The 19,879-nt window shown below is 52.7% G+C and carries 18 protein-coding genes; all 18 read right to left on the minus strand.

From position 1 onward, the window contains the following. Positions 1–8: 8 nt before the first annotated feature. A complete protein-coding gene (gene dprA / locus HPY52_01905; GenBank protein ID NPV79019.1) occupies positions 9–1,208 on the minus strand; it encodes a DNA-protecting protein DprA in 1,200 nt (399 codons plus the stop codon). 18 nt (positions 1,209–1,226) lie between these two features. After that, complete coding sequence (locus HPY52_01910) at positions 1,227–2,819, minus strand: YifB family Mg chelatase-like AAA ATPase (protein NPV79020.1); 1,593 nt, start codon at positions 2,817–2,819, stop codon at positions 1,227–1,229. A gap of 15 nt (positions 2,820–2,834) precedes the next feature. Then, positions 2,835–3,236 carry a YraN family protein gene (locus HPY52_01915; protein ID NPV79021.1) on the minus strand — a complete coding sequence of 134 codons (402 nt, stop codon included), beginning with the start codon at positions 3,234–3,236 and terminating at the stop codon, positions 2,835–2,837. A gap of 202 nt (positions 3,237–3,438) precedes the next feature. Then, the gene (gene nifJ / locus HPY52_01920; protein NPV79022.1) at positions 3,439–6,951 is read right to left on the minus strand and encodes a pyruvate:ferredoxin (flavodoxin) oxidoreductase; all 3,513 of its coding nucleotides are present in this window, start codon (positions 6,949–6,951) and stop codon (positions 3,439–3,441) included. A gap of 98 nt (positions 6,952–7,049) precedes the next feature. Continuing rightward, complete coding sequence (locus HPY52_01925) at positions 7,050–7,676, minus strand: ribonuclease HII (protein NPV79023.1); 627 nt, start codon at positions 7,674–7,676, stop codon at positions 7,050–7,052. Between the two features lie 43 nt (positions 7,677–7,719). Beyond that, complete coding sequence (gene lepB / locus HPY52_01930) at positions 7,720–8,322, minus strand: signal peptidase I (GenBank protein NPV79024.1); 603 nt, start codon at positions 8,320–8,322, stop codon at positions 7,720–7,722. Between the two features lie 14 nt (positions 8,323–8,336). After that, on the minus strand, positions 8,337–8,690 hold the full coding sequence (gene rplS, locus HPY52_01935; protein NPV79025.1) for a 50S ribosomal protein L19: 354 nt from the start codon (positions 8,688–8,690) through the stop codon (positions 8,337–8,339). A 59-nt stretch (positions 8,691–8,749) separates the two neighbouring features. Continuing rightward, positions 8,750–9,526, minus strand: a complete 777-nt coding sequence (gene trmD, locus HPY52_01940) for a tRNA (guanosine(37)-N1)-methyltransferase TrmD (protein ID NPV79026.1) — start codon at positions 9,524–9,526, stop codon at positions 8,750–8,752. A gap of 3 nt (positions 9,527–9,529) precedes the next feature. Continuing rightward, the gene (locus tag HPY52_01945) at positions 9,530–9,757 is read right to left on the minus strand and encodes a KH domain-containing protein (GenBank protein ID NPV79027.1); all 228 of its coding nucleotides are present in this window, start codon (positions 9,755–9,757) and stop codon (positions 9,530–9,532) included. Positions 9,758–9,778: 21 nt separating this feature from the next. Then, positions 9,779–10,078: a 30S ribosomal protein S16 gene (gene rpsP / locus HPY52_01950; protein NPV79028.1), complete on the minus strand. Its 300-nt coding sequence runs from the start codon at positions 10,076–10,078 to the stop codon at positions 9,779–9,781. A 66-nt stretch (positions 10,079–10,144) separates the two neighbouring features. Beyond that, a complete protein-coding gene (gene ffh / locus HPY52_01955; GenBank protein NPV79029.1) occupies positions 10,145–11,488 on the minus strand; it encodes a signal recognition particle protein in 1,344 nt (447 codons plus the stop codon). An 85-nt stretch (positions 11,489–11,573) separates the two neighbouring features. Then, positions 11,574–12,605: a signal recognition particle-docking protein FtsY gene (gene ftsY / locus HPY52_01960; protein ID NPV79030.1), complete on the minus strand. Its 1,032-nt coding sequence runs from the start codon at positions 12,603–12,605 to the stop codon at positions 11,574–11,576. Further along, complete coding sequence (gene smc / locus HPY52_01965) at positions 12,602–16,168, minus strand: chromosome segregation protein SMC (protein NPV79031.1); 3,567 nt, start codon at positions 16,166–16,168, stop codon at positions 12,602–12,604. The genes ftsY and smc overlap by 4 nt, the downstream gene beginning before the upstream one ends. 95 nt (positions 16,169–16,263) lie before the next feature. After that, positions 16,264–16,947, minus strand: a complete 684-nt coding sequence (locus tag HPY52_01970) for a sigma-70 family RNA polymerase sigma factor (GenBank protein NPV79032.1) — start codon at positions 16,945–16,947, stop codon at positions 16,264–16,266. A gap of 186 nt (positions 16,948–17,133) precedes the next feature. Then, on the minus strand, positions 17,134–17,394 hold the full coding sequence (locus tag HPY52_01975; GenBank protein NPV79033.1) for a stage V sporulation protein S: 261 nt from the start codon (positions 17,392–17,394) through the stop codon (positions 17,134–17,136). Between the two features lie 75 nt (positions 17,395–17,469). Beyond that, positions 17,470–18,264 carry a ribonuclease III gene (gene rnc, locus HPY52_01980; protein ID NPV79034.1) on the minus strand — a complete coding sequence of 265 codons (795 nt, stop codon included), beginning with the start codon at positions 18,262–18,264 and terminating at the stop codon, positions 17,470–17,472. A 22-nt stretch (positions 18,265–18,286) separates the two neighbouring features. Next, positions 18,287–19,528, minus strand: coding sequence for a beta-ketoacyl-ACP synthase II (gene fabF, locus HPY52_01985; protein ID NPV79035.1), 1,242 nt, complete (start codon positions 19,526–19,528; stop codon positions 18,287–18,289). A gap of 80 nt (positions 19,529–19,608) precedes the next feature. Further along, positions 19,609–19,872 (minus strand): acyl carrier protein, encoded by a 264-nt coding sequence (locus HPY52_01990; protein ID NPV79036.1) that lies wholly within the window; start codon positions 19,870–19,872, stop codon positions 19,609–19,611. Positions 19,873–19,879 lie beyond the last annotated feature (7 nt).

The following is a 19,879-nucleotide window of genomic DNA, read 5'->3' on the forward strand; positions in this document are numbered from 1 at the left end:
CTGCTAGATTAAGATCTTTGAAAAGGATCCTCCTCATGCCTCATAAAGGAATCCCCCGGAAGAGACCTTATGATGCCTGAAAGCTCGAGATCGATCAAAACACTGGCCACATCCGAAGCATTAGCGCCAGTGCGCTCGATTATCTCATCCCGTGTCATGGGCTCATATTCCAGGACATCTAGGATCAGCTTCTGGTTACCTGACAGGCCCATTGAGGCAGATGGGCCCGAAGGCTTCTCGATCATCTTCGTATCCGATGTCCTGGATTGCGGCCCCGCGGGGCGCAGAACCCTCCCGACCTCTGCCTCGATGGTTTCCCTGATCTCCTCGATGTCCAGCGCCGGCGAAGCCCCGTCCCTTATCAGCTTATTGGGACCAGCAGCCTGCGGCCTGCGAATGTCGCCCGGAACTGCAAACACAGGTCTTCCCTGCTCTGCTGCAAATCCACACGTCACAAGCGCGCCACTCCTATCCCGGGCTTCAACCACCAAACACGCTAGGGCAAGACCACTTATGATCCTGTTGCGACACGGAAAATTGCCCCTCTGCGGGAGGGTCCCCATGGGAAATTCGCTGAGAACCGCTCCTTTCAGAGCAATTTCTTTATAAAGATCATGATTTTCCGGTGGATATACCACATCCACCCCACTTCCCAGGACCGCAACGGTGCGGCCTCCTGCCGCAAGCGCCCCCTTATGCGCGGCAGAGTCGATACCGAGGGCCATGCCACTTACTATCGTGATCCCGCTCGAAGAAAGATCCCTGGCAAACCTGAAGGCAACTCCCTCGCCATATGGGCTCGCCCGCCTTGTCCCAACTATAGCGCAGGCAGCATCATCGCGCTGAGATAGATCCCCTATGATGTAGAGCACCGGAGGAGGGTCATGAATATGTTTCAGATTGGCCGGATAAGACGGGCTATCAAGAGTGACAATCCTCGCCCCCGCATTTCTGGCCCTATCCAACTCTCGATCGATCTCGACCGTGCTCCTATGCTCTATGATATTATCAATTACCTTATCAGGTATACCTGGCGTCATCCTGAGCTGAGAGGCCGGCGCCTCCCATGCCTGCCTCAAGGTGCCGAAGAACCTGCGAAGAGACATCATCCTCCTGATCCCGAGACCGGGTACCATATTGAAGAGGACCCAAAATATCCCCTCTGGCCCTGTGTCTATGAAAACGCCGTCGTCGTTATATTTCCACATGGCGCGCTTGTCTCCTTCTCAGGATCTACGATTCCATGGCAAAATCGCGCGATAACTCAGCGCTTCAGCTATGTGTTTCTTATCTATGACCGTATCCCCACCCAAATCCGCGATAGTCTGTGAGACCTTCAGGATCTTATTATAAGATCGAGAGGAAAGGGAAAAGCTCTCGAAAGCCTTCATCAGCAATTTTCGACCTTCTTCTGTTACCCGACAGAATCGGGCCACTTCGCGAGAGCTCATCTCCCCATTGAAAGATATCTTCAGCCCCTCGAACCTCTTCACCTGAATCTCCCGCGCGGACATGACGCGCGCCAGAACCTCGCGAGAAGTCTCCCCCTTCACGCCCCCATAGAGGTCCTGGATATCCAGCCTCGGCACCTCGACAAAAAGATCTATCCTATCGAGAAGGGGCCCAGAGATCCTTCCCGCGTAAGATGCAACGGCCCTTGGTGAACAGCTGCATTCGCGTCCATGGGCACCCCGCCAACCACAAGGGCACGGGTTGGAAGATGCTACCATAAGGCTCATGGCCGGGAGAGTAACCGATCCTGAGGCCCTGGATATGGTGATCTTACCCTCCTCAAGGGGCTGCCGCATCGCTTCCAGGACACTTCGCCTGAATTCGGGAAGCTCGTCCAGAAATAATACTCCTCTGTGAGCCAGGCTGATCTCTCCAGGCCTTATCATGGGGCCGCCCCCCACCAGTCCTGCATAGGATGAGGTATGATGAGGGGAACGAAACGGGCGTTTAGTGATGAGTCCCTGCCCCGGCTTCAGGAGCCCTGCCACACTGTAGACTTTTGTGATCTCGATGGCCTCACTTTGGGTCGGAGGCGGCATCAAGGTCGGAAGACGTTTTGCCAGCATCGTCTTTCCAGAGCCCGGCGGCCCGACCATGAGAACATTGTGCCATCCTGCCGCGGCGATCTCCAGGGCCCGCTTGGCGTGCATCTGGCCGATCACATCTGAGAGATCCAGGGACTCCGCTGATTCCAATGGATCTGAGTCTGATGGATGGTCGGCCAGAGTATCGCGCGGCCGAAAGTCAGTGGTGGAATCACCGGTCCTTTTACATGCAACGGTGAGACTCCCGTCAAATCTTCCATTTAGAACATCATAGGCATCCTCGAGGGACGATACCGGAAGTGCCGTAATGCCCTCCAAGGCTCTTACTTCATTTGCGTTTTCCGCCGGCACCAGCAGAGAATTCCGACCTGACTCCAGGGCTGAAACAGCAATGCATAGAGCGCCCCTGGCAGGCCGCACACTGCCATCGAGGGAAAGTTCGCCCATGACCACGAATTTCCGCAGAGCATCTTGCGGAATATGTCCAAGTGATGCCAGGATCCCAAGAGCTATAGCAAGATCAAAGCCTGTCCCCCCTTTTTTCATGACGGCGGGCGCCAAATTGACGATTATCCTGCGAGCAGGGAATTCCCAACCCGAATTGCGGATGGACGCCCTTATTCTCTCCCTGGATTCCTGGATAGCGGTGTCGGGGAGCCCAACTATGGTGAAGTCTGGAAGCCCTTTAGACACGTCCACCTCCACCTCGACTATATATCCATCTACCCCTGTCACTCCACCGCTGTAGACAGTTGACAACATGAACCGGCCTCCTGGTCAAGACTGCGCGTCTAAATCGAAAGAGTTCTTGATGAGCGTTATTATGGGCGCACTTTCACCCTTATGAAAGTCCACGATAGCAGTATCGAAACGACACGGGACATCAAGCCCGCCCGCGGTCAAGAGGTACGAGATGGCTGCGCGAATTATTCGCCGTCTCTTGCGCATTCCGACCCTTTCTCCAGGGTCTCCGGAGGAGAGAGAAGATCTGCTCTTGACCTCGACAAAGACTGTGGTTTGCCCTTCTGAAACAATGAGATCTATCTCACCACGCCTTGTGCGATAATTGCGCTTGAGTATACTGCAGCCGAGGGATTCAAGATAGGATGCGACTATGTCCTCTCCTCGCCGGCCCAGTATGCCCGCCTGTCCAGGAGGCAAAGACTTCACCCCGCTCATCTCGTTCATTGTAATCCATCTTGTTCCTGTAATTCTTTATTCTACCTTGGATGATATATTCCTGCCTATAGAGGAAAAATTTATATAAAAGAGGAGGCTCCCGGCTGTGCCGGCTGATGAGCCTCCTTGTATCTTACTGGTATCCCATTGGCCATTCTATCGAAACCAGATCGGGGCCGGACAAACGGCCCTGTAACCAACATCAACCCTGAGCCAGTCTCGTATACTGGGCAAACCTGGCCTTGGCATCTTCCTCCGCTTTAGCGTAGAGACGCTCAGCCTCCTCAGGGAATTGCTTCTTCAAGCTTGCATATCTGACTTCTCCCATGAGGAATTCTTTGAAGTCTCCCTTAGGCTCGCGAGAGTCAAGGATAAATGGGTTCTTGCCCTCGGCCGCAAGATCCGGATTGTACCGGTAAAGGGTCCAATATCCGGCTTCGACGGCCCTCTTTGCTTCACGCTGGCTGAGGCTCATATTGATTCCATGGTTGATGCATGGCGCATAGGCTATTATCAGGGATGGGCCATGATATTTCTCGGCTTCTGTGACTGCCCGCATCAGCTGGAGCTGGCTTGCTCCCATGGCAACAGACGCGACATATACATATCCATAGGACATGGCCATGAGCCCGAGATCCTTCTTGCGAGTCCTCTTGCCCGCAGCTGCGAACTTAGCCACAGCGCCAGTCGGAGTAGACTTTGATGATTGCCCGCCGGTATTGGAGTAGACTTCAGTGTCCAGCACCAGGACATTTACATCTGCGCCTGATGCCAGTACGTGGTCTAGCCCGCCATAGCCGATATCATATGCCCAGCCATCGCCGCCTATGATCCAGATAGACTTCTTGACCAGGTAATCGCTGAGCCCATTGATCTCGTCCAGGACATTCTTTACCTCCCCATTCGCTAACGGGAGTTCCTGCTTCAATAGAGCCCTGATCTTATATCCATACTCCTTAGATTTCTCGGCGTCCTCTCTTCCCTCGATCCAGCCGCGGAGAGCATCCTTCAGCTCGGGGGAAACCGCCATGTCAAGGGCTTTCCTGGCCAATGTCTCGAGCCTGTCACGCTTCGCCGTGGTAGCAAGGGCGATGCCGTAGCCAAACTCGGCATTGTCTTCAAACAGCGAGTTGGCCCATGCAGGCCCAAAGCCTTCCGCGTTCACTGTATATGGACAGGTGGGAGCGCTGCCGCCATAGATCGATGAACAACCCGTAGCATTTGCGATGATCATCCGATCCCCGAAGAGCTGTGTGATCAACTTGATATACGGGGTCTCGCCGCAACCGGCACATGCGCCTGAAAACTCAAAGAGCGGCTGCCGGAACTGGCTTCCTTTGACAGAATTGGGGTTGACCTCGACGTCAACCTTCGGAAGTCTCTCGGCAAATTCATAATTCGCCGATTCCGCTTCTACGACGCTCTCGAAAGGCTCCATGACCAGCGCCTTTTGTTTGGCAGGGCAAACATCGACGCAATTGCCGCACCCAGTGCAATCCAGGGGTGACACCTGGATTCGGAATTTGAGCCCCGAGAGCTCTTTTCCAATGGCAGGCCTTGCGGCAAAAGATTCAGGAGCGCTTGCCAGGTCTTCAGGTTTCGCAAGGTAAGGCCTTATGGCCGCATGCGGGCACACAAAGGAGCACTGGTTGCACTGAGTGCAGTTTTCAGGTATCCATCTCGGAACATCGACGGCGACCCCGCGTTTCTCATATTTAGTCGTACCAGTGGGAACCGTGCCATCTGGGTTGAATGCGCTCACAGGGAGGTCATCACCCTTGAGGGAGAGTATCGGGTAAATGACATTCTGCACATATTCAGGTACATCCTTGGATGCAGCAGCCTCGTCAACAGCCTTGGCCCAGCTATCAGGATAGTGAATCTCCTCTAGGGCCTCAACTGCCCTGTCAACTGCCGCCCAGTTCATATTGACTATCTTGTCGCCTTTTCGACCATAGGTCTTCTTTATGGCATCCTTGATATATTTCTCTGCATCCTCAAAGGGAATGACATTCGCTATCTTGAAGAAAGCCGTCTGCATTATGACATTTATGCGGCCTCCGAGACCTACTTCCTGGGCGATCTTGACTGCGTCGATATTATAAAACTTGAGCTTCTTCTCAGCTATGGTCCGCTTCATGGAAGCCGGGAGCTTGTGCTCCATCTCCTCTGCGCTCCAGCTGGAGTTGAGGAGGAAGACACCATATGGCTTGATACCCTCGAGCACATCATACCGTGTCACATAAGATGGATTATGGCAGGCGATAAGATCAGCCTGGTCGATGAGATAAGGTGCCTGGATCGGGGTATGCCCGAAGCGGAGGTGCGAAATAGTGATCCCGCCAGACTTCTTCGAGTCATAGACGAAATATCCCTGGGCATACATGTCCGTATGGTCTCCGATGATCTTGATAGAATTCTTATTAGCGCCCACTGTTCCATCTGAACCAAGCCCAAAGAACTTGCAGCGGAATACGCCCTTCGGCGCGGCATCGATTTTCTCGACCACGGGAAGGGATGTGTCTGTAACGTCATCCGTGATCCCTACTGTGAAGTGATTCTTTGGCGAGGCCTGGCGCAAGTTATCAAAGACCGCCTTTACCATTGATGGCGTGAACTCCTTGGAGCCGAGCCCATAGCGTCCGCCAACCACCAGCGGCATTTCCCCCCGGCCAGCCAGGGCGGCCACTACATCCTCATATAGAGGCTCCCCGAGGGATCCTGGCTCCTTAGTCCTGTCAAGCACTGCAATGGATTTGCAGCTCTTAGGAACTGCCCTCAGGAAGTGTTCTACAGAGAATGGCCGGTACAGGCGAACCTTGATAAGGCCGACCTTTTCGCCCCTATCATTGAGATAATTTACGGTTTCCTCCACAGCTTCGGCGCCCGAACCCATACATACGATGACTCTTTCAGCCTCAGGATCTCCGATATAGTCGAAGAGGTTGTATTTGCGTCCGGTGAGCTGGCCCACTTGCTTCATCATTGCTTCCACAATCCCGGGCGTTTTCAAATAATACGGGTTTGCGGCCTCACGGCCCTGGAAGTAGATGTCAGGGTTTTGCGCTGTGCCGCGTTGATGAGGATATTCAGGGTTCAACGCGCGTTTCCGGAAGGCCTTAACCGCCTCCATATCGAATAATTTCGCGATTTCATCATACTCGATGACATCAACTTTCTGAACCTCATGGGAGGTCCTGAAACCATCGAAGAAATGAAGGAATGGGATACTTGCCTTTATGGCAGAAAGATGCGCCACCAGGGCCAGATCCATGACCTCTTGAACAGATGCGGAGGCCAGGAGCGCAAATCCGGTTTGCCTCGTAGCCATCACGTCAGAGTGATCGCCAAAGATGGAAAGCGCATGGGTGGCAAGGGCCCGCGCCGATACATGAAATACGCCTGGCAGAAGCTCTCCGGAGATCTTGTACATGTTAGGAATCATCAATAGCAAGCCCTGTGAGGCTGTAAATGTTGTAGTGAGGGAACCACCAGCGAGGGATCCGTGCACTGCGCCAGCGGCGCCAGCCTCTGACTGCATCTCCACGATCCGCAAGGTCTCCCCGAAGATATTTTTGCGCCCATGAGCAGCCCACTCGTCACAGGCTTCAGCCATAGGCGAGGACGGAGTGATGGGATAAATGGCCGCAACTTCGCTACAGGCATAGGCAATGTGAGCCGCAGCTGTATTCCCATCGATTGTTTCTTTGTGCATAGTCACCGTTCATCTCCTTAAGAACAATAATCACTGGGCCATGCCAATTCTAACTATAATACTCTTATGGATCAGAAGTCAATTTTCAGGCCAGATTTTCAGACGCCGGCATTCATTGGCAACCGGCGCTCATAGCAGCGTCTGACCGGAGAGAATGAAAAGCGATGGATCGGGCAGGGCCCATATCGGGCGAGGGCATCTAGATGAGATTGAGTCGGATACCCCTTATGAACCGCGAAACCGTATTGTGGGAAAAAATCGCCCATTCGCACCATGATCCGATCTCGCGTCACCTTTGCTACCACAGAGGCTGCCGCTATTGAAAAGCAGAAGGCATCGCCATGGATTATGCCTTTCTGCGGGTAATTCAGACCCGGAATGGGATATCCATCAACGATCACATAGTCGATTGGCGCCGTCAGGCGATTTATTGCCCTCTTCATAGCCAGATAGGTCGACTGCAGGATATTGATCTTATCGATCATGCGGTGAGAAACGATGCCTATGCCAATTGCTTGCGCGCAGCCAAAGATGCACTGGTAGATTTCTTCTCTCTGTCGCGGGGTCATTTTCTTCGAATCCCGCAGGCCGGGAATGGTTAACCCAACTGGCATGACAACAGCCGCAGCCACCACCGGACCAGCCAGAGGACCGCGGCCCGCCTCATCGATTCCGACGATGAATCTGTGACCTTCCTTGCGCAAATTCTCCTCAATATCCCACATATCGAAATCCGATCTCATTAGGCCTCGGCTCGGTTTCAAGCCCTCATTCAGATGCCTCTGCCGTCAAAGGATTGCGTATCAAGCCCATCCTGCCGGGTGGCCAATAGATCAAAAATGCCTGCCCAACTACGTTTCTGAGCGGCACAAATCCTACGTCAGAAAACCGAGAATCCTCGCTGTTATTCCTGTTATCCCCCAAAACGAAGATCCTCCCGTCGGGAACAACCTCCGGCCCCCAATCACCCAGCGTCGAATCTAGGATATACCCCTCTTCCAGCGGCTCTCCATTCAAGAAAACTGTGCTGTTGCGTATGAGTATCTCGTCCCCGGCGACGCCGATGACTCGCTTGATGAACTTGCGCCTTGGGTCTGCCGGAAACCGAAACACCACTATTTGTCCCCGGGCGGGCTTGGCAAACCGGTAGATGAATTTATTGACCAAAAGCCTTTCACCATTGTGGAGGGTAGGCTCCATCGAGCTACCCTGAACCACAAAGGACTGCGCAACAAATGTAATGATAAATGCCGCAAGGATGATGGCAACCACAAACGCCTGGACATATTCGAGAACCTCGGACTTAAGCGTAGAATGGCCACCCCGCTCTCCTGAGGCAGTTTTATCTGTGGTAGAAGTGCTTTCTTTCATTTTTGCCGCCATCCCTATCCATTACGTCTCTTTTCCGCGACACGAGAGGCCTTGCCGACTCTCTCTCTTAGGTAATAGATCTTCGCCCTACGAACCCTTCCCTCACGCACTCTTTCGATCTTCTCCAGGTTAGGAGAATGAACAGGGAAGGTCCTCTCTACTCCCACGCCGGAAGAAACCTTCCTGACGGTGAATGTCTCGGTAGCCTTCTTTCCGCTTCGACGCAGGACGACCCCATCGAAGACCTGTATCCTCTGACGTCCGCCTTCTACCACCTTGACATGGACACGCACCGTGTCTCCGGGGCGAAAATCAGGGATATCGTCTCGCAACATACCTTGCTCTATCGTATCAATGATGTCCAACAGCCACACCCCCCAACTCTACCTGCGCTGCCACAAAAAACCCGCAGAAATGCCGAAAACTATTATATCGTACCTTCTTCCCCCAGGGAAAGCCCTTCCTCCTGGGCGACCTCACGGATGAGCATCCGATCTTCGGCCGTGAGTGATCCGAAGTCTATGAGATCGGGTCTTCGCAGCAATGTCCGGCGCAGTGATTCTTTACGCCTCCAGAGCCTTATCTTCTCATGATCTCCGCTCAAAAGGATCTCAGGGACTTTCATGCCTTCAAATTCTCTGGGTCTCGTATACTGAGGATACTCAAGGAGCCCATCGCAAAAAGACTCCGAAATAACGGACTCCTGGCTGATAGCGCCGGGCAGCAGGCGCACTACAGCGTCCACTAAGACCATGGCGGGCAACTCACCGCCGGTGAGAACATAATCCCCGATAGAGATCTCGTCATCTGCCAGACACTGCCGTATCCTTTCGTCCACGCCCTCATAATGGCCTGCTATTATCACAATGTACGGGTACGTGGCAATTTCTTTGGCTATGGCCTGGCAAAATCTCCGTCCTTGAGGAGACATGAGGATAACCCGTGGCCCGGGCCTTCCCTCAGACTCGGCGCGCCCTTTGAGATGCCGGATTGCACCAAAGACTGGCTCAGGCTTCATAACCATGCCTGCGCCACCGCCGAAAGGGTAATCATCGGTCACCTTATGTTTATCAAGGGCGAAATCACGAATGTTGATGATACATATCTCGACGATCCCCTTTTCCTGAGCCCGCTTCAATATGCTTTCAGAGAAGGGACCATTGAACATTTCCGGAAAGAGGGTCAAGATATCTATCTTCATCATCGCTTACACGATCTCCACCATTACCCTTTTCCCATCACGCGCTCCCACCGCCTTGGCCAGCAGTCGTATCGCCTTGGCGGTCCGGCCTTGCTTTCCGATCACCTTTCCCATGTCATCCGCAGATACCTTGAGTTCGATAACGGTCGCGTCTTCCTTCTCTGTCTCGCTCACTTGCACTTCGTCCGGCTTGTCAACTAACGCCTTTGCAATATATTCAACTAGTTCCTTCATTCAATAGGACCTCCGTACAATTCAGGCTTCCTGCGCCGTGGCCCCCTGACCACCCGCCTCATCAGCCCCGCTTGCTCGATTTAAAATCCCAACCTTAGAGAGAATGTTAGAAACCGCCTCTGAAGGGCGGGCCCCTTTGCTCAGCCATTCCCTCGCTTTCTCTTCATTGATCTTTACAGTCTCAGGATTCGTCCTGGGATTATAATGCCCAAGAATCTCTATGAATCGTCCATCGCGCGGATAGCGAGAATCCGCCACCACAACTCTGTAATGTGGCTGTTTCTTAGCTCCAACCCTTGCCAGCCGTATCACTACTGCCATGCATTCACCTCCTCTCAAGCAATAAGGAGAATTAATAAAAGAATCCTGCTCCGATATCATCCCATATCACCTAAAAAACGGGAAATTCATAGGCAACCCCCGTTTTGCCGCCTTCTCCATCTCCCCCATCTGTCGCATCAGCTTCTTGACCTGCTCAAATTGACGAAGGAGAGAATTGACGTCCTGCACCGAGACACCGCTGCCCTTTGCAATCCGCCGCCTGCGACTGCCATCGATGATGGCTGGATTCCTTCTTTCCTGCGGCGTCATGGACGATATAATGGCTTCGATACGATTGAGCTGCTTCTCGTCCACCTTGAGATCCTTAAGTGCCTTTGATGTCCCGAAACCTGGTATCATGGCCAGGAGCTGATCCAAAGGACCCATACGCCTTACCTGGTTCAGTTGATCTACAAAGTCATCCAGCCCAAATTCCTTTGAGACTGCCTTTTGCACAAGCCGCCTCGAAGATTCGGCATCTATGGCGGCCTGGGCTTTTTCCAACAGGCTTTCAATATCCCCCATCCCAAGTATCCTGGAGGCCATACGGTCGGGATGGAATGACTCCAATGCATCAAGCTTTTCCCCGACACTCACGAATTTAATAGGCTTCGATGTGACTGCCCGGCAGGAAAGAGCCGCGCCGCCTCTTGCATCTCCATCCAGTTTGGTCAGGATGACACCGTCGACCCCAACAGCTTCATTGAATGTCTTTGCCACATTCAATGCGTCCTGTCCGGTCATGGCATCCACTACAAGGAGGACCTCATCAGGCGTGACCGCCCGCTTCATCTCCACCAGCTGCTCCATCAGTTCTTCATCTATGTGCAAGCGCCCCGCGGTGTCGATCAACACCACATCACACGCCATATCCTTCGCCTTTGCGAGACTCGCTTTCGCGATATTCACCGGGTCAATCTTATCCCCCATTGAAAATACCGGTACATTGAGCCGCTCCCCGAGAACCTGGAGCTGGGTGATGGCAGCAGGTCTTTGCGTATCACAGGCCACCATGAGGGGACGTTTCCCTTGAGCCTTGAACAGACGGGCTAGCTTCGCAACAGTGGTGGTCTTCCCCGACCCTTGAAGGCCGACCATCATGAGAATAGTTGGGCGATTAGACGCAAAGGAGATCTTGCTCTCCCCGCCACCCATGAGGTTGGTCAGCTCCTCGAAGACGATCTTTATGACTTGCTGCGCAGGCGTGAGGCTGGAAAGGACATCCTGCCCGATGGCCTTTTCTTTGACCCGGGCTATGAAATCTTTGACCACCTTGAAATTCACATCAGCCTCGAGAAGGGCAAGACGCACTTCCCTGAGGGCTTCGTCGACATCCTTTTCCGTCAACTTACCTTTGGATCTCAGCCTCTTGAATGCCTCTTGAAGCCTCGCAGTAAGATTTTCGAACATGAATAGCACTTCTCCCTTTTACGGCTCTCATCTTTGAACATTGCTTCTATGAACAAAGAGAGTATACAATCCTGGAAGCGCAAAGTCAATACCGGTTCCCACCATTATCCAGCATCGCGACAGTATCGCTCTGATCAAAAAGCGCTTCCACAAACATCACGGGATCAAAAGGCCGTAGATCTTCTATGCCTTCCCCGACGCCGACCAGTTTCACCGGGACGCCAAGCTCATCCTTGATTGCCACTACGATGCCTCCTTTTGCAGTACCATCTAATTTTGTGAGAACGATACCGGTCACTCCCACTCCTTCGGCAAAGGTCCTGGCCTGCGAAATGGCATTTTGGCCGGTCGTGGCATCCAAAACCAGCAATACCTCATGAGGTGCCCCGGGGAGGGCCTTTCCCACCACTCTTTTGACCTTTTTCAATTCTTCCATCAAGTTGACATTAGTGTGGAGGCGACCTGCAGTATCGATCAAGAGGTAATCCATGCCCCTAGCCTTTCCGGCCTCCACAGCGTCAAAGGCCACCGCGGCTGGATCTCCTCCGGCCTCGTGGCTTATGACGACGGCCCCCGCCCTCTCTCCCCAGATTTGGACTTGCTCTATGGCCGCAGCTCTAAACGTATCGGCCGCCGCTATCATGACCTTCTTGCCCTGAGATCTGTATTTTGCCGCGAGTTTTCCAATGGTGGTGGTCTTGCCCGTCCCATTGACCCCGACGAACATGATGACCGTGAGGGCCCCATGCCCTGCTGAAGCTATCTCCGCGCTCTCCCCGCTAAGGATGTTCAGGATCTCTTTCTTTAAAGTCTCGAGTACCTGCCCGCCATTGTTGCCGGATTTTGATGCTTGTTGTTTTACCTCCTCGATGAATCTGTAGGCCCGTGCAGCCCCTATATCGGATTCAATAAGTATCTCTTCGATCTCATCCAACAATTCCCTGTCTAATTTATTCTTGCCGCTCACCGCCGCCACTATCCGCCCGATGAAGCCCTCCCGGGTCTTGGATAGTCCCTGCTTGAGTCTGGCGAAAAATCCTTTGTTTGCCGCCTTTGTCTGCTCCACTGAGTATTCCTTCTCTCGTCCTGATTGTTGTCGACTATTATCATATATCATGCCGTTGCCTGATCACCAAGGCTCAGAGAGATCACCTTTGATACGCCGGATTCTTCCATGGTGACCCCATATATAGCCTCAGCGGCTTCCATCGTGGTCTTGCGGTGCGTTATCACAATAAGTTGGGACTTCGTGGAAAAGTCCTTTAAAAAATCGACGAAACGATTGAGATTTGCCTCATCCAGGGCCGCATCCGTTTCATCAAGTATTGCCACGGGACCCGACCCGATATTAATGGCCGCAAACGCCAGCCCAATGGCAGACAAAGCTCTTTCGCCTCCAGATAGCAAGGACAAAGAAGTGGGACGCTTGCCTGGCGGCTGGGATACGATGGATATATCGGATTCGAGAGGCATATCAGGATCTTGCAGAACGAGATCTGCACGACCTCCCCCGAAAAGCCTCAGAAATATGGACTGAAATTCCCGTCTAATTAATTGGAAGGCGCGTTGAAACCTCCTCGCCATGATCCCACTCATATATTCGAGCACTGAATCTATACCTTCTATTGCCATCTTGAGGTCATCTCTGCACCTGGAGAGTTCATCATGACGCGACCGCAGATTCTTATATTCATCAATAGAGGGTAAATCCACAGGGCCGATAGATTCCAATCTCTGCCTGAGCTCATCGATCTCACTCTTTGCTTTATCTCTGTCGATGTATGGAGGCGCAAGCCTCATGGCATCCTCCCGCGTAAGGCCATATTCCTCCAGGAGATATCCCCCCAACCTTTCTACGTCAGATGCCAGTTTCGCACCCTCGATGTCAACCGAATGAGCGCGATCCTGAAAGGTCCTTATCTGGAGGCGAAGAGCGCCGGCCCTTTCTTCAACCTCTTTGCTCTGATCTTCCATAAGGCGAATGGACTCAGACATATTGCCAAGACGCGCCTTGAGAGCCTCAATTCTGCCGGTTACATCAAAACAAAGCTCTTCACTCTCTGCTATCTTTCGCTCAGCATCGGTAATGCGTCCATGGATGGCATGTATCTCCTTCTCAGCCTGGTTTACCGCAGCGGAAACCTCAGCTATAGAGTTTTCAACTCTTGCAATGGTATCCAGGATACCTGACTTTTCCTGGCTCAGGCCCGCTCTCTTGATCTTGGATTCAGTAATCCTGTCATTGATATCAGATAATCTCTCGTTTAGCGAAGTTCTAGCGGATGCCAGTGCATCTAGCTTTCCCTCGAGGCTACGCCTTTTTTCTTCCAGTTCCTTCAGGGAATTCATTATCATAGCCTCTTGTTGATGGTGATCAGAGGATTTCCCAGCATATCCTTCCAGTTCCCGCTGGCATGAGACCATGACCTTTGATATCCTGGATATAGACTGTTCAACCTGGGACTTCTCTGCCTCCAGCCGGATCATCTTTTCTTTCGAGTCGCTTATCTTTTTCTCTTCATCGAATATCTTCTTTCGCAACTCGGCAAGTCTGGCCTGGAGAGATCCGTTGAGTCCTTCTAGTTCTCTGACATGCCTCAACTGTGAATCCAGCTTCGCCTTCTTTGTCTCGAGAAGCCTCCGCCGGCTCAAGATCCCTCCGGATGAAGCCTTGCTGCGGCCTCCACTTATGGCCCCGCCTGGGAAGATGATATCGCCGTCCAGCGTTACTATCTTGAGCCGGGAATGCATCTCTCTTGCAGCATGGACTGCCGCATCGAGATCCCGCGCCACCACTACCCTGCCCAAGAGATGGTCACGCACAGACTGATACGCCTCCTGGCATTCAACCAAAGAAGATGCCGCCCCTATGATCCCCGGAAGACGCAGCACCCTGACATCCTCGCCGGAGAGCCCCTGGGGCGCTATGAGATCAAGGGGAAGAAAAGTTGCCCGGCCGGCAAGGTTTTGAGTGAGATGCCTGATAGCCGCCTTGGCATCTTCGGTCTTTCGAACCACGATATCCTCAACGGCCCTCCCGAGGGCCGCCTCAATGGCCACCTCATATCCTTCCTTTGCCTTCAATAGCTCGCCGCAAGACCCGATCACACCTTCAAGAATCCCACGAGCCGAAAGAGCGAGGATGGCTCGCGGCCCGCTGGAATAGCCATCGTGACTCTCTAAAGCCTTCTGGAGAACATCCACCTCGGATCTGAGTCTGGCGACAGATGCTAGAAGGCTCTCCTGCTCCTTGACAAGTCGAGCCCTTTCTTCTTCCTTGCGTTTCTCCTCCCGCCTGAGATTTGAGATTTGGTCCCGGCTCTTTTCCAGTTCCGATTTGCCATCCCGCAGGAGTTCTTCCAACTGGCACAGTCGCTCCATGAGCCTGTCCCTTTCGGATTCCTGCTCTTGGTATTCTCTTTTCAGCCTCTGGATGGCATTTTCCTGAGATGCCATCAGATCCTTTGATGCGCGAAGGTCATTTCGCAGCTTTGATTCTGAGGCAAGGACCTCGATGACGTCTGCCCTGGCCGCCTCTTGTTCACTGGATATTTCTTCTAGATCCCGGACAACCTCGGCTTTTTCTTTTTCAAGAGTCGCCATCTCCTCTGCCAGAATTCTGAGCTGAGTCTCGATGGCATCAAGTCTAGCTGCGCGCTGGTCAAGCTCCTGACTCAAAGAATCCCGCCTCGAGACGGCCTTGTCCCTGTCTCGAATCGCTATCTCCAACTGCTGCAGCAGTGAATCTTTTCTTTCCCTTGACCAGGCGGCATCCTTTCTTGCCCTTTCAACCTCGGATGTCTTCTCGAGAAGCTCAGCCTGAAGAGCATCCTTGTCAGAAATGGCCGTGGCTATGCTTTCCCTCAGGGCAGCGCGGCGTTCCTGATTTGATTTCAATTCTCCTTCCAGGATCCTGATTTTATCTTCTAGAGAAGCCTTGTTCTCAAGGCATTCTCTCATAGAATCAAGTGAGGCGACCAGGTCATAAGAATAAAGGGATACCTCGAGAGACTCGAGCTGAGACCTGCACCGCGAGAATTCCTCTGCAGCGCGGGCCTTTATGGATAGGGGCCCAAGCTGGCGCTCGATCTCGCCTATGACATCATTGAGTCTCAGAAGATTGATCTTCGCCTGATCCAGCCTTCTTCTGATCTCGTTTCCCCTTGCCCTGGCGCCAGCGATACCGATCGCTTCTTCGAAAAAAGCCCTGAGGTCCTCCTGTTTCGCGCTCAATATGGCATCTATCTTGCCTTGTTCGATCACCGAATACCCTTCCCGCCCAAGCCCGGTGCCAGCGAAAAGCCGGTGAATATCGCGCAACCTGCAAGGCGCCTTGTTTATGAAATATTCACTCTCACCTGAACGGTAGAGCTTGCGGGTCACAGATATCTCCGAAAATCCCAAAGGCATTTCATTTTCGCTGTTATCCAGGATGACCGTGACCTCAGCTAGCCCCAGCCCTTTCCTCCCATCACTGCCTGAGAATATCACGTCCTCCATTCTGGCGCCTCTGATGAGCCGTGCACTGTCGATTCCCATGGCCCATCGAATGCTCTCCAGGATATTGCTTTTGCCGCTTCCATTGGGCCCCACTATGGCGTTAAAACCAGGGATCAATTCAAGCTCAACTTTATTGGCAAAGGATTTGAATCCATAAATCTCGAGACGCTTGATGTACAATATCAATCCCCCGCAGCGCCGACATGAACGATATCGGGGCGGTTATTCTCTTGCTACAGAATGATTCTAGCATACGGGTGCAGGAAAGGAAACCCTCATATGACAACTCGAACTCTCAGATACAGATCTTCCCGTTTCCTGACGTTGTCTGGCACCTGGGGACTCACGAGGGAACCGTACATGTCAATGATCCTGCCAATTTTCGCCCGCGCCCTGGTGCGCGCATTGTCCACCGACTTCGCGTCCACTCCAACCTTGCGTTCTATTTCGCTGAGGGAAAATCCTCTGGCGAGCAACACCACTACCGCATATTCAAATAATGACAAATGGTTTTTGAGGACCTGGGTCAGTCTCTGGCTGATCCATTTATTCTCATAGATCTCCACGGGGTCAAGCTCCGTGCTGCCAAGGAGATCCTGTATCGTGCGATTTTCCTCATGGTCGAGGTGAGCCTGCAGGGATAGAGCGCCCGTCAAGGCCCTCTGTTTATTGTTATTGACGCGTCGGACGTAGTTATAGATCTTCCTCATGACGCAAAGATAGGCGAATGAGCTAAACTTAGTCTTATCCTGGCGGTTGTCATATTCCTTTATAGCATCCAGCAGACCGATCAAACCCTCCTGTATCATATCTTCAATACTGTCCTTGCCCCTTGGACACGAGGTTTTCACAATATGCCTCACCATGGGAATATATTTCTTTATGAGAGCCTCCTTTGCCTGCTCATCGCCTTCCCTGGCCCGGCTCAATAGCTTCTTGTCTTCTTCTTGGTTCGTCATATTGATCCCTCCGGAGGCAGATGTGGTCAAGCCTTTGATAAATGTATATTTGCCTCCGCCGGGATATATTCGCTGAAGCGCTCCAAAAGAAAAGCCCGCTATCCTGACGCCAGGATAAACGGGCCAGACTATTGGACCAGCATGTACTATCGGACCAGCTTTTCGGATTGTTTCCCCCGTTCGGGCCTACCGAGGCTCCACAATGAACTTGATTGCGGTCCTCTCCTCCCCATCAATCTGAATTTCAGCAAAAGCAGGGATTGCAACAAGATCGATTCCATTGGGCGCGACAAAACCTCTTGTGATCGCAATGGCCTTCACAGCTTGATTTACTGCTCCAGCCCCCACCGCTTGCACTTCTGCCGAGCCTTTTTCCCTGAGGACAGCAGCAAGGGCACCCGCTACAGACTTGGGCTTAGATTGGGCTGATACTTTCAGTATCTCCATTCACCTACCCTCCCTAGGTCTCCCGTAACCAGTCGCTTTTGCTATCTGTTATTTGTTATTCAACACTCTCCCAGATTATCCTTCTGAATGCAGATTTTCTCGGGATTCATTAGATGATAGCGATGGCCGATCGAAATTCCCCGGGAAGCAGTTATGGGAAAGGAGCGCCTCACGTCTCAATATCCTGTCCAGGGCGTGGGAGGCGGCATCTTCTTCGGCTTCTTTCTTACATTTTCCTTTGCCCTCACCAAGGATATCCCCGTCGAGAACGACCATGACATGGAAAATCTTGGCGTGGTCTGGCCCTTCCTGGGAAATGCATCTATACGTCGGAGATTTCTTGACCTCTTTTTGAATAAGCTCCTGGAGCCTAGTTTTGGGGGTTTTCCAGGCGCTTATATGTCCCGAAGAAGGGAGCGACGGGGAGATCTCTCGCAGCACGAAATGAGATGTCACGCCAAACCCTCTATCCAGATACATGGCGCCCACGATGGCTTCAAAGAGATCCGCCAGGATCGACGCTTGATATCTTCCTCCTGTGATCTCGAGGCTCTTGCCCAGGCGCAAGAAGTTGCTCAATCCAAGCCGCGAAGCAATGCCCGAGAGGGTTGCTTCGCTCACGGCAAAGGCCACGAGACTAGAAAGTTTTCCCTCATCTTCACCCGGGTAGCTTTCGAAAACATGCTCCGTGACACAAAGTTTGAGCACCGCATCGCCCAAAAACTCCAGGCGCTCATTGTTACCGACATTCGGCTCCCCATCAAACGAACTGTGGGTGGTGGCGCGGAGCAAGAGCCTCTTATCTCTGAAGGAGACTCCCAAAATCCTCTCAAGTTCACCAAGATCGTGGGCACCCGGATCAGCGTTCACCCTGGAAGAACCCCTCCTATTTTCATGACTCGAACCTCTTCAGCACGATGCTGGCATTATGTCCCCCGAAACCGAACGAATTTGACATCGCCACTCTTACGTCCGCCTGCACTGGCTGGTTTGGCACATAATCCAGATCGAGCTCCGGGTCAGGGAATTCATAGTTGATAGTAGGCGGAATCATACCAGATGAGATGGAATAAATACAGGCTATAGCCTCCACCGCCCCTGCGGCGCCCAAAAGGTGCCCTGTCATTCCCTTTGTGGAACTCACCTTGAGCTTATAGGCATGTTTCCCGAACACCTGCTTGATAGCCAGGGTTTCGCATCTATCATTGAGCGGGGTTGACGTCCCGTGGGCATTAATGTAATCCACATCGCTCGGGGCCAGGCCGGCATCTTTAAGAGCGAGTGACATGGCCCTTGCGGGTTCTCTGCCCGTGGGGTCTGGTTCGACGGTGCGGTAGGCATCACAGCTCTGCCCAAACCCGGCTACCTCGGCATAGATCCTGGCACCCCTGCGCATGGCCGATTCCAACGATTCAAGGACCAGGATGCCGGCCCCCTCGCCCATGACGAAACCATCTCTCTCCTTATCGAAAGGTCTCATGGCATGGGCGGGATCATCGTTGCGCTTGGACATGGCGCGGAGCGCACAGAATCCGGCAAAGCTCAAGGGCGTTATGCCAGCCTCTGTTCCGCCGGCGAAGATCACATCAGCTTCCCCTGACGAGACTATGCGAAATGCCTCACCGATAGCGTGAGTAGAGGCAGCGCATGCTGTAGTCAACGTGAAATTAGGCCCCCTGGCTCCCAGTGTGATTGCAACCTGTCCGGATGCCATATTAGGGATCATCATGGGAATGAAAAAAGGGCTTACTCTGCGGGGACCCTCCTCGCGGAGGACCCCCGCCTGTGCTTCAAATATCCGTATGCCGCCTATGCCACATCCCATGATCACGCCGACCCTATGCGAAAGCTCTGGGTTGATGTCGAGATTTGCATCTACCACCGCCTGCTTTGCGGCAGCTATCGCAAACTGAGTAAATCTATCAAGTCGATAGGCTTCTCGAGGGTTCATATAGTCATCTGGGTTGAAATCTCTGACTTCTCCTGCCATCTGAGTCCGGAATCCGGAGACATCAAAGCTTTCCACTTTCCCTATGCCGTTTTTACCCTGAGACAAACCCTCAAAAAACGCGTCCTTTCCAGAACCTATTGGACTGATCACACCTATGCCGGTTACAACAACTCGATGGCTCAAACCTCTCACCCCAGACCCTAGTCTCCGATTGTCTATTATAGACGTCCATATCGCATTCGGCGGCGCCTCTCCTCGACGCTTTATTCCTCTTCCTCGAGATGCTCCCGGATGAAATCAACGATGTCGCCGACGGTCGTATCTTCAGCCAGGTCAACATCGAGATCTCCCAGGTTGTACTCGCGATCAAGCTCATCAGCGATGCTCATCCTGGTGGCCGAGTCTGCATATAAATCATTCATGGTGGCGTCGAGGGTGACGAGAGACTCATCAACCCGTGCCTCACGGACAATGATTTCTTTCACTTTATCGAAAATGGCCTCAGCCTTGGGATCTAGTTCTCCCATGATTGTC

This window comes from Bacillota bacterium, assembly GCA_013178415.1.
In the GTDB taxonomy this organism is placed as follows: Bacteria; Bacillota; SHA-98; order Ch115; family Ch115; genus Ch115.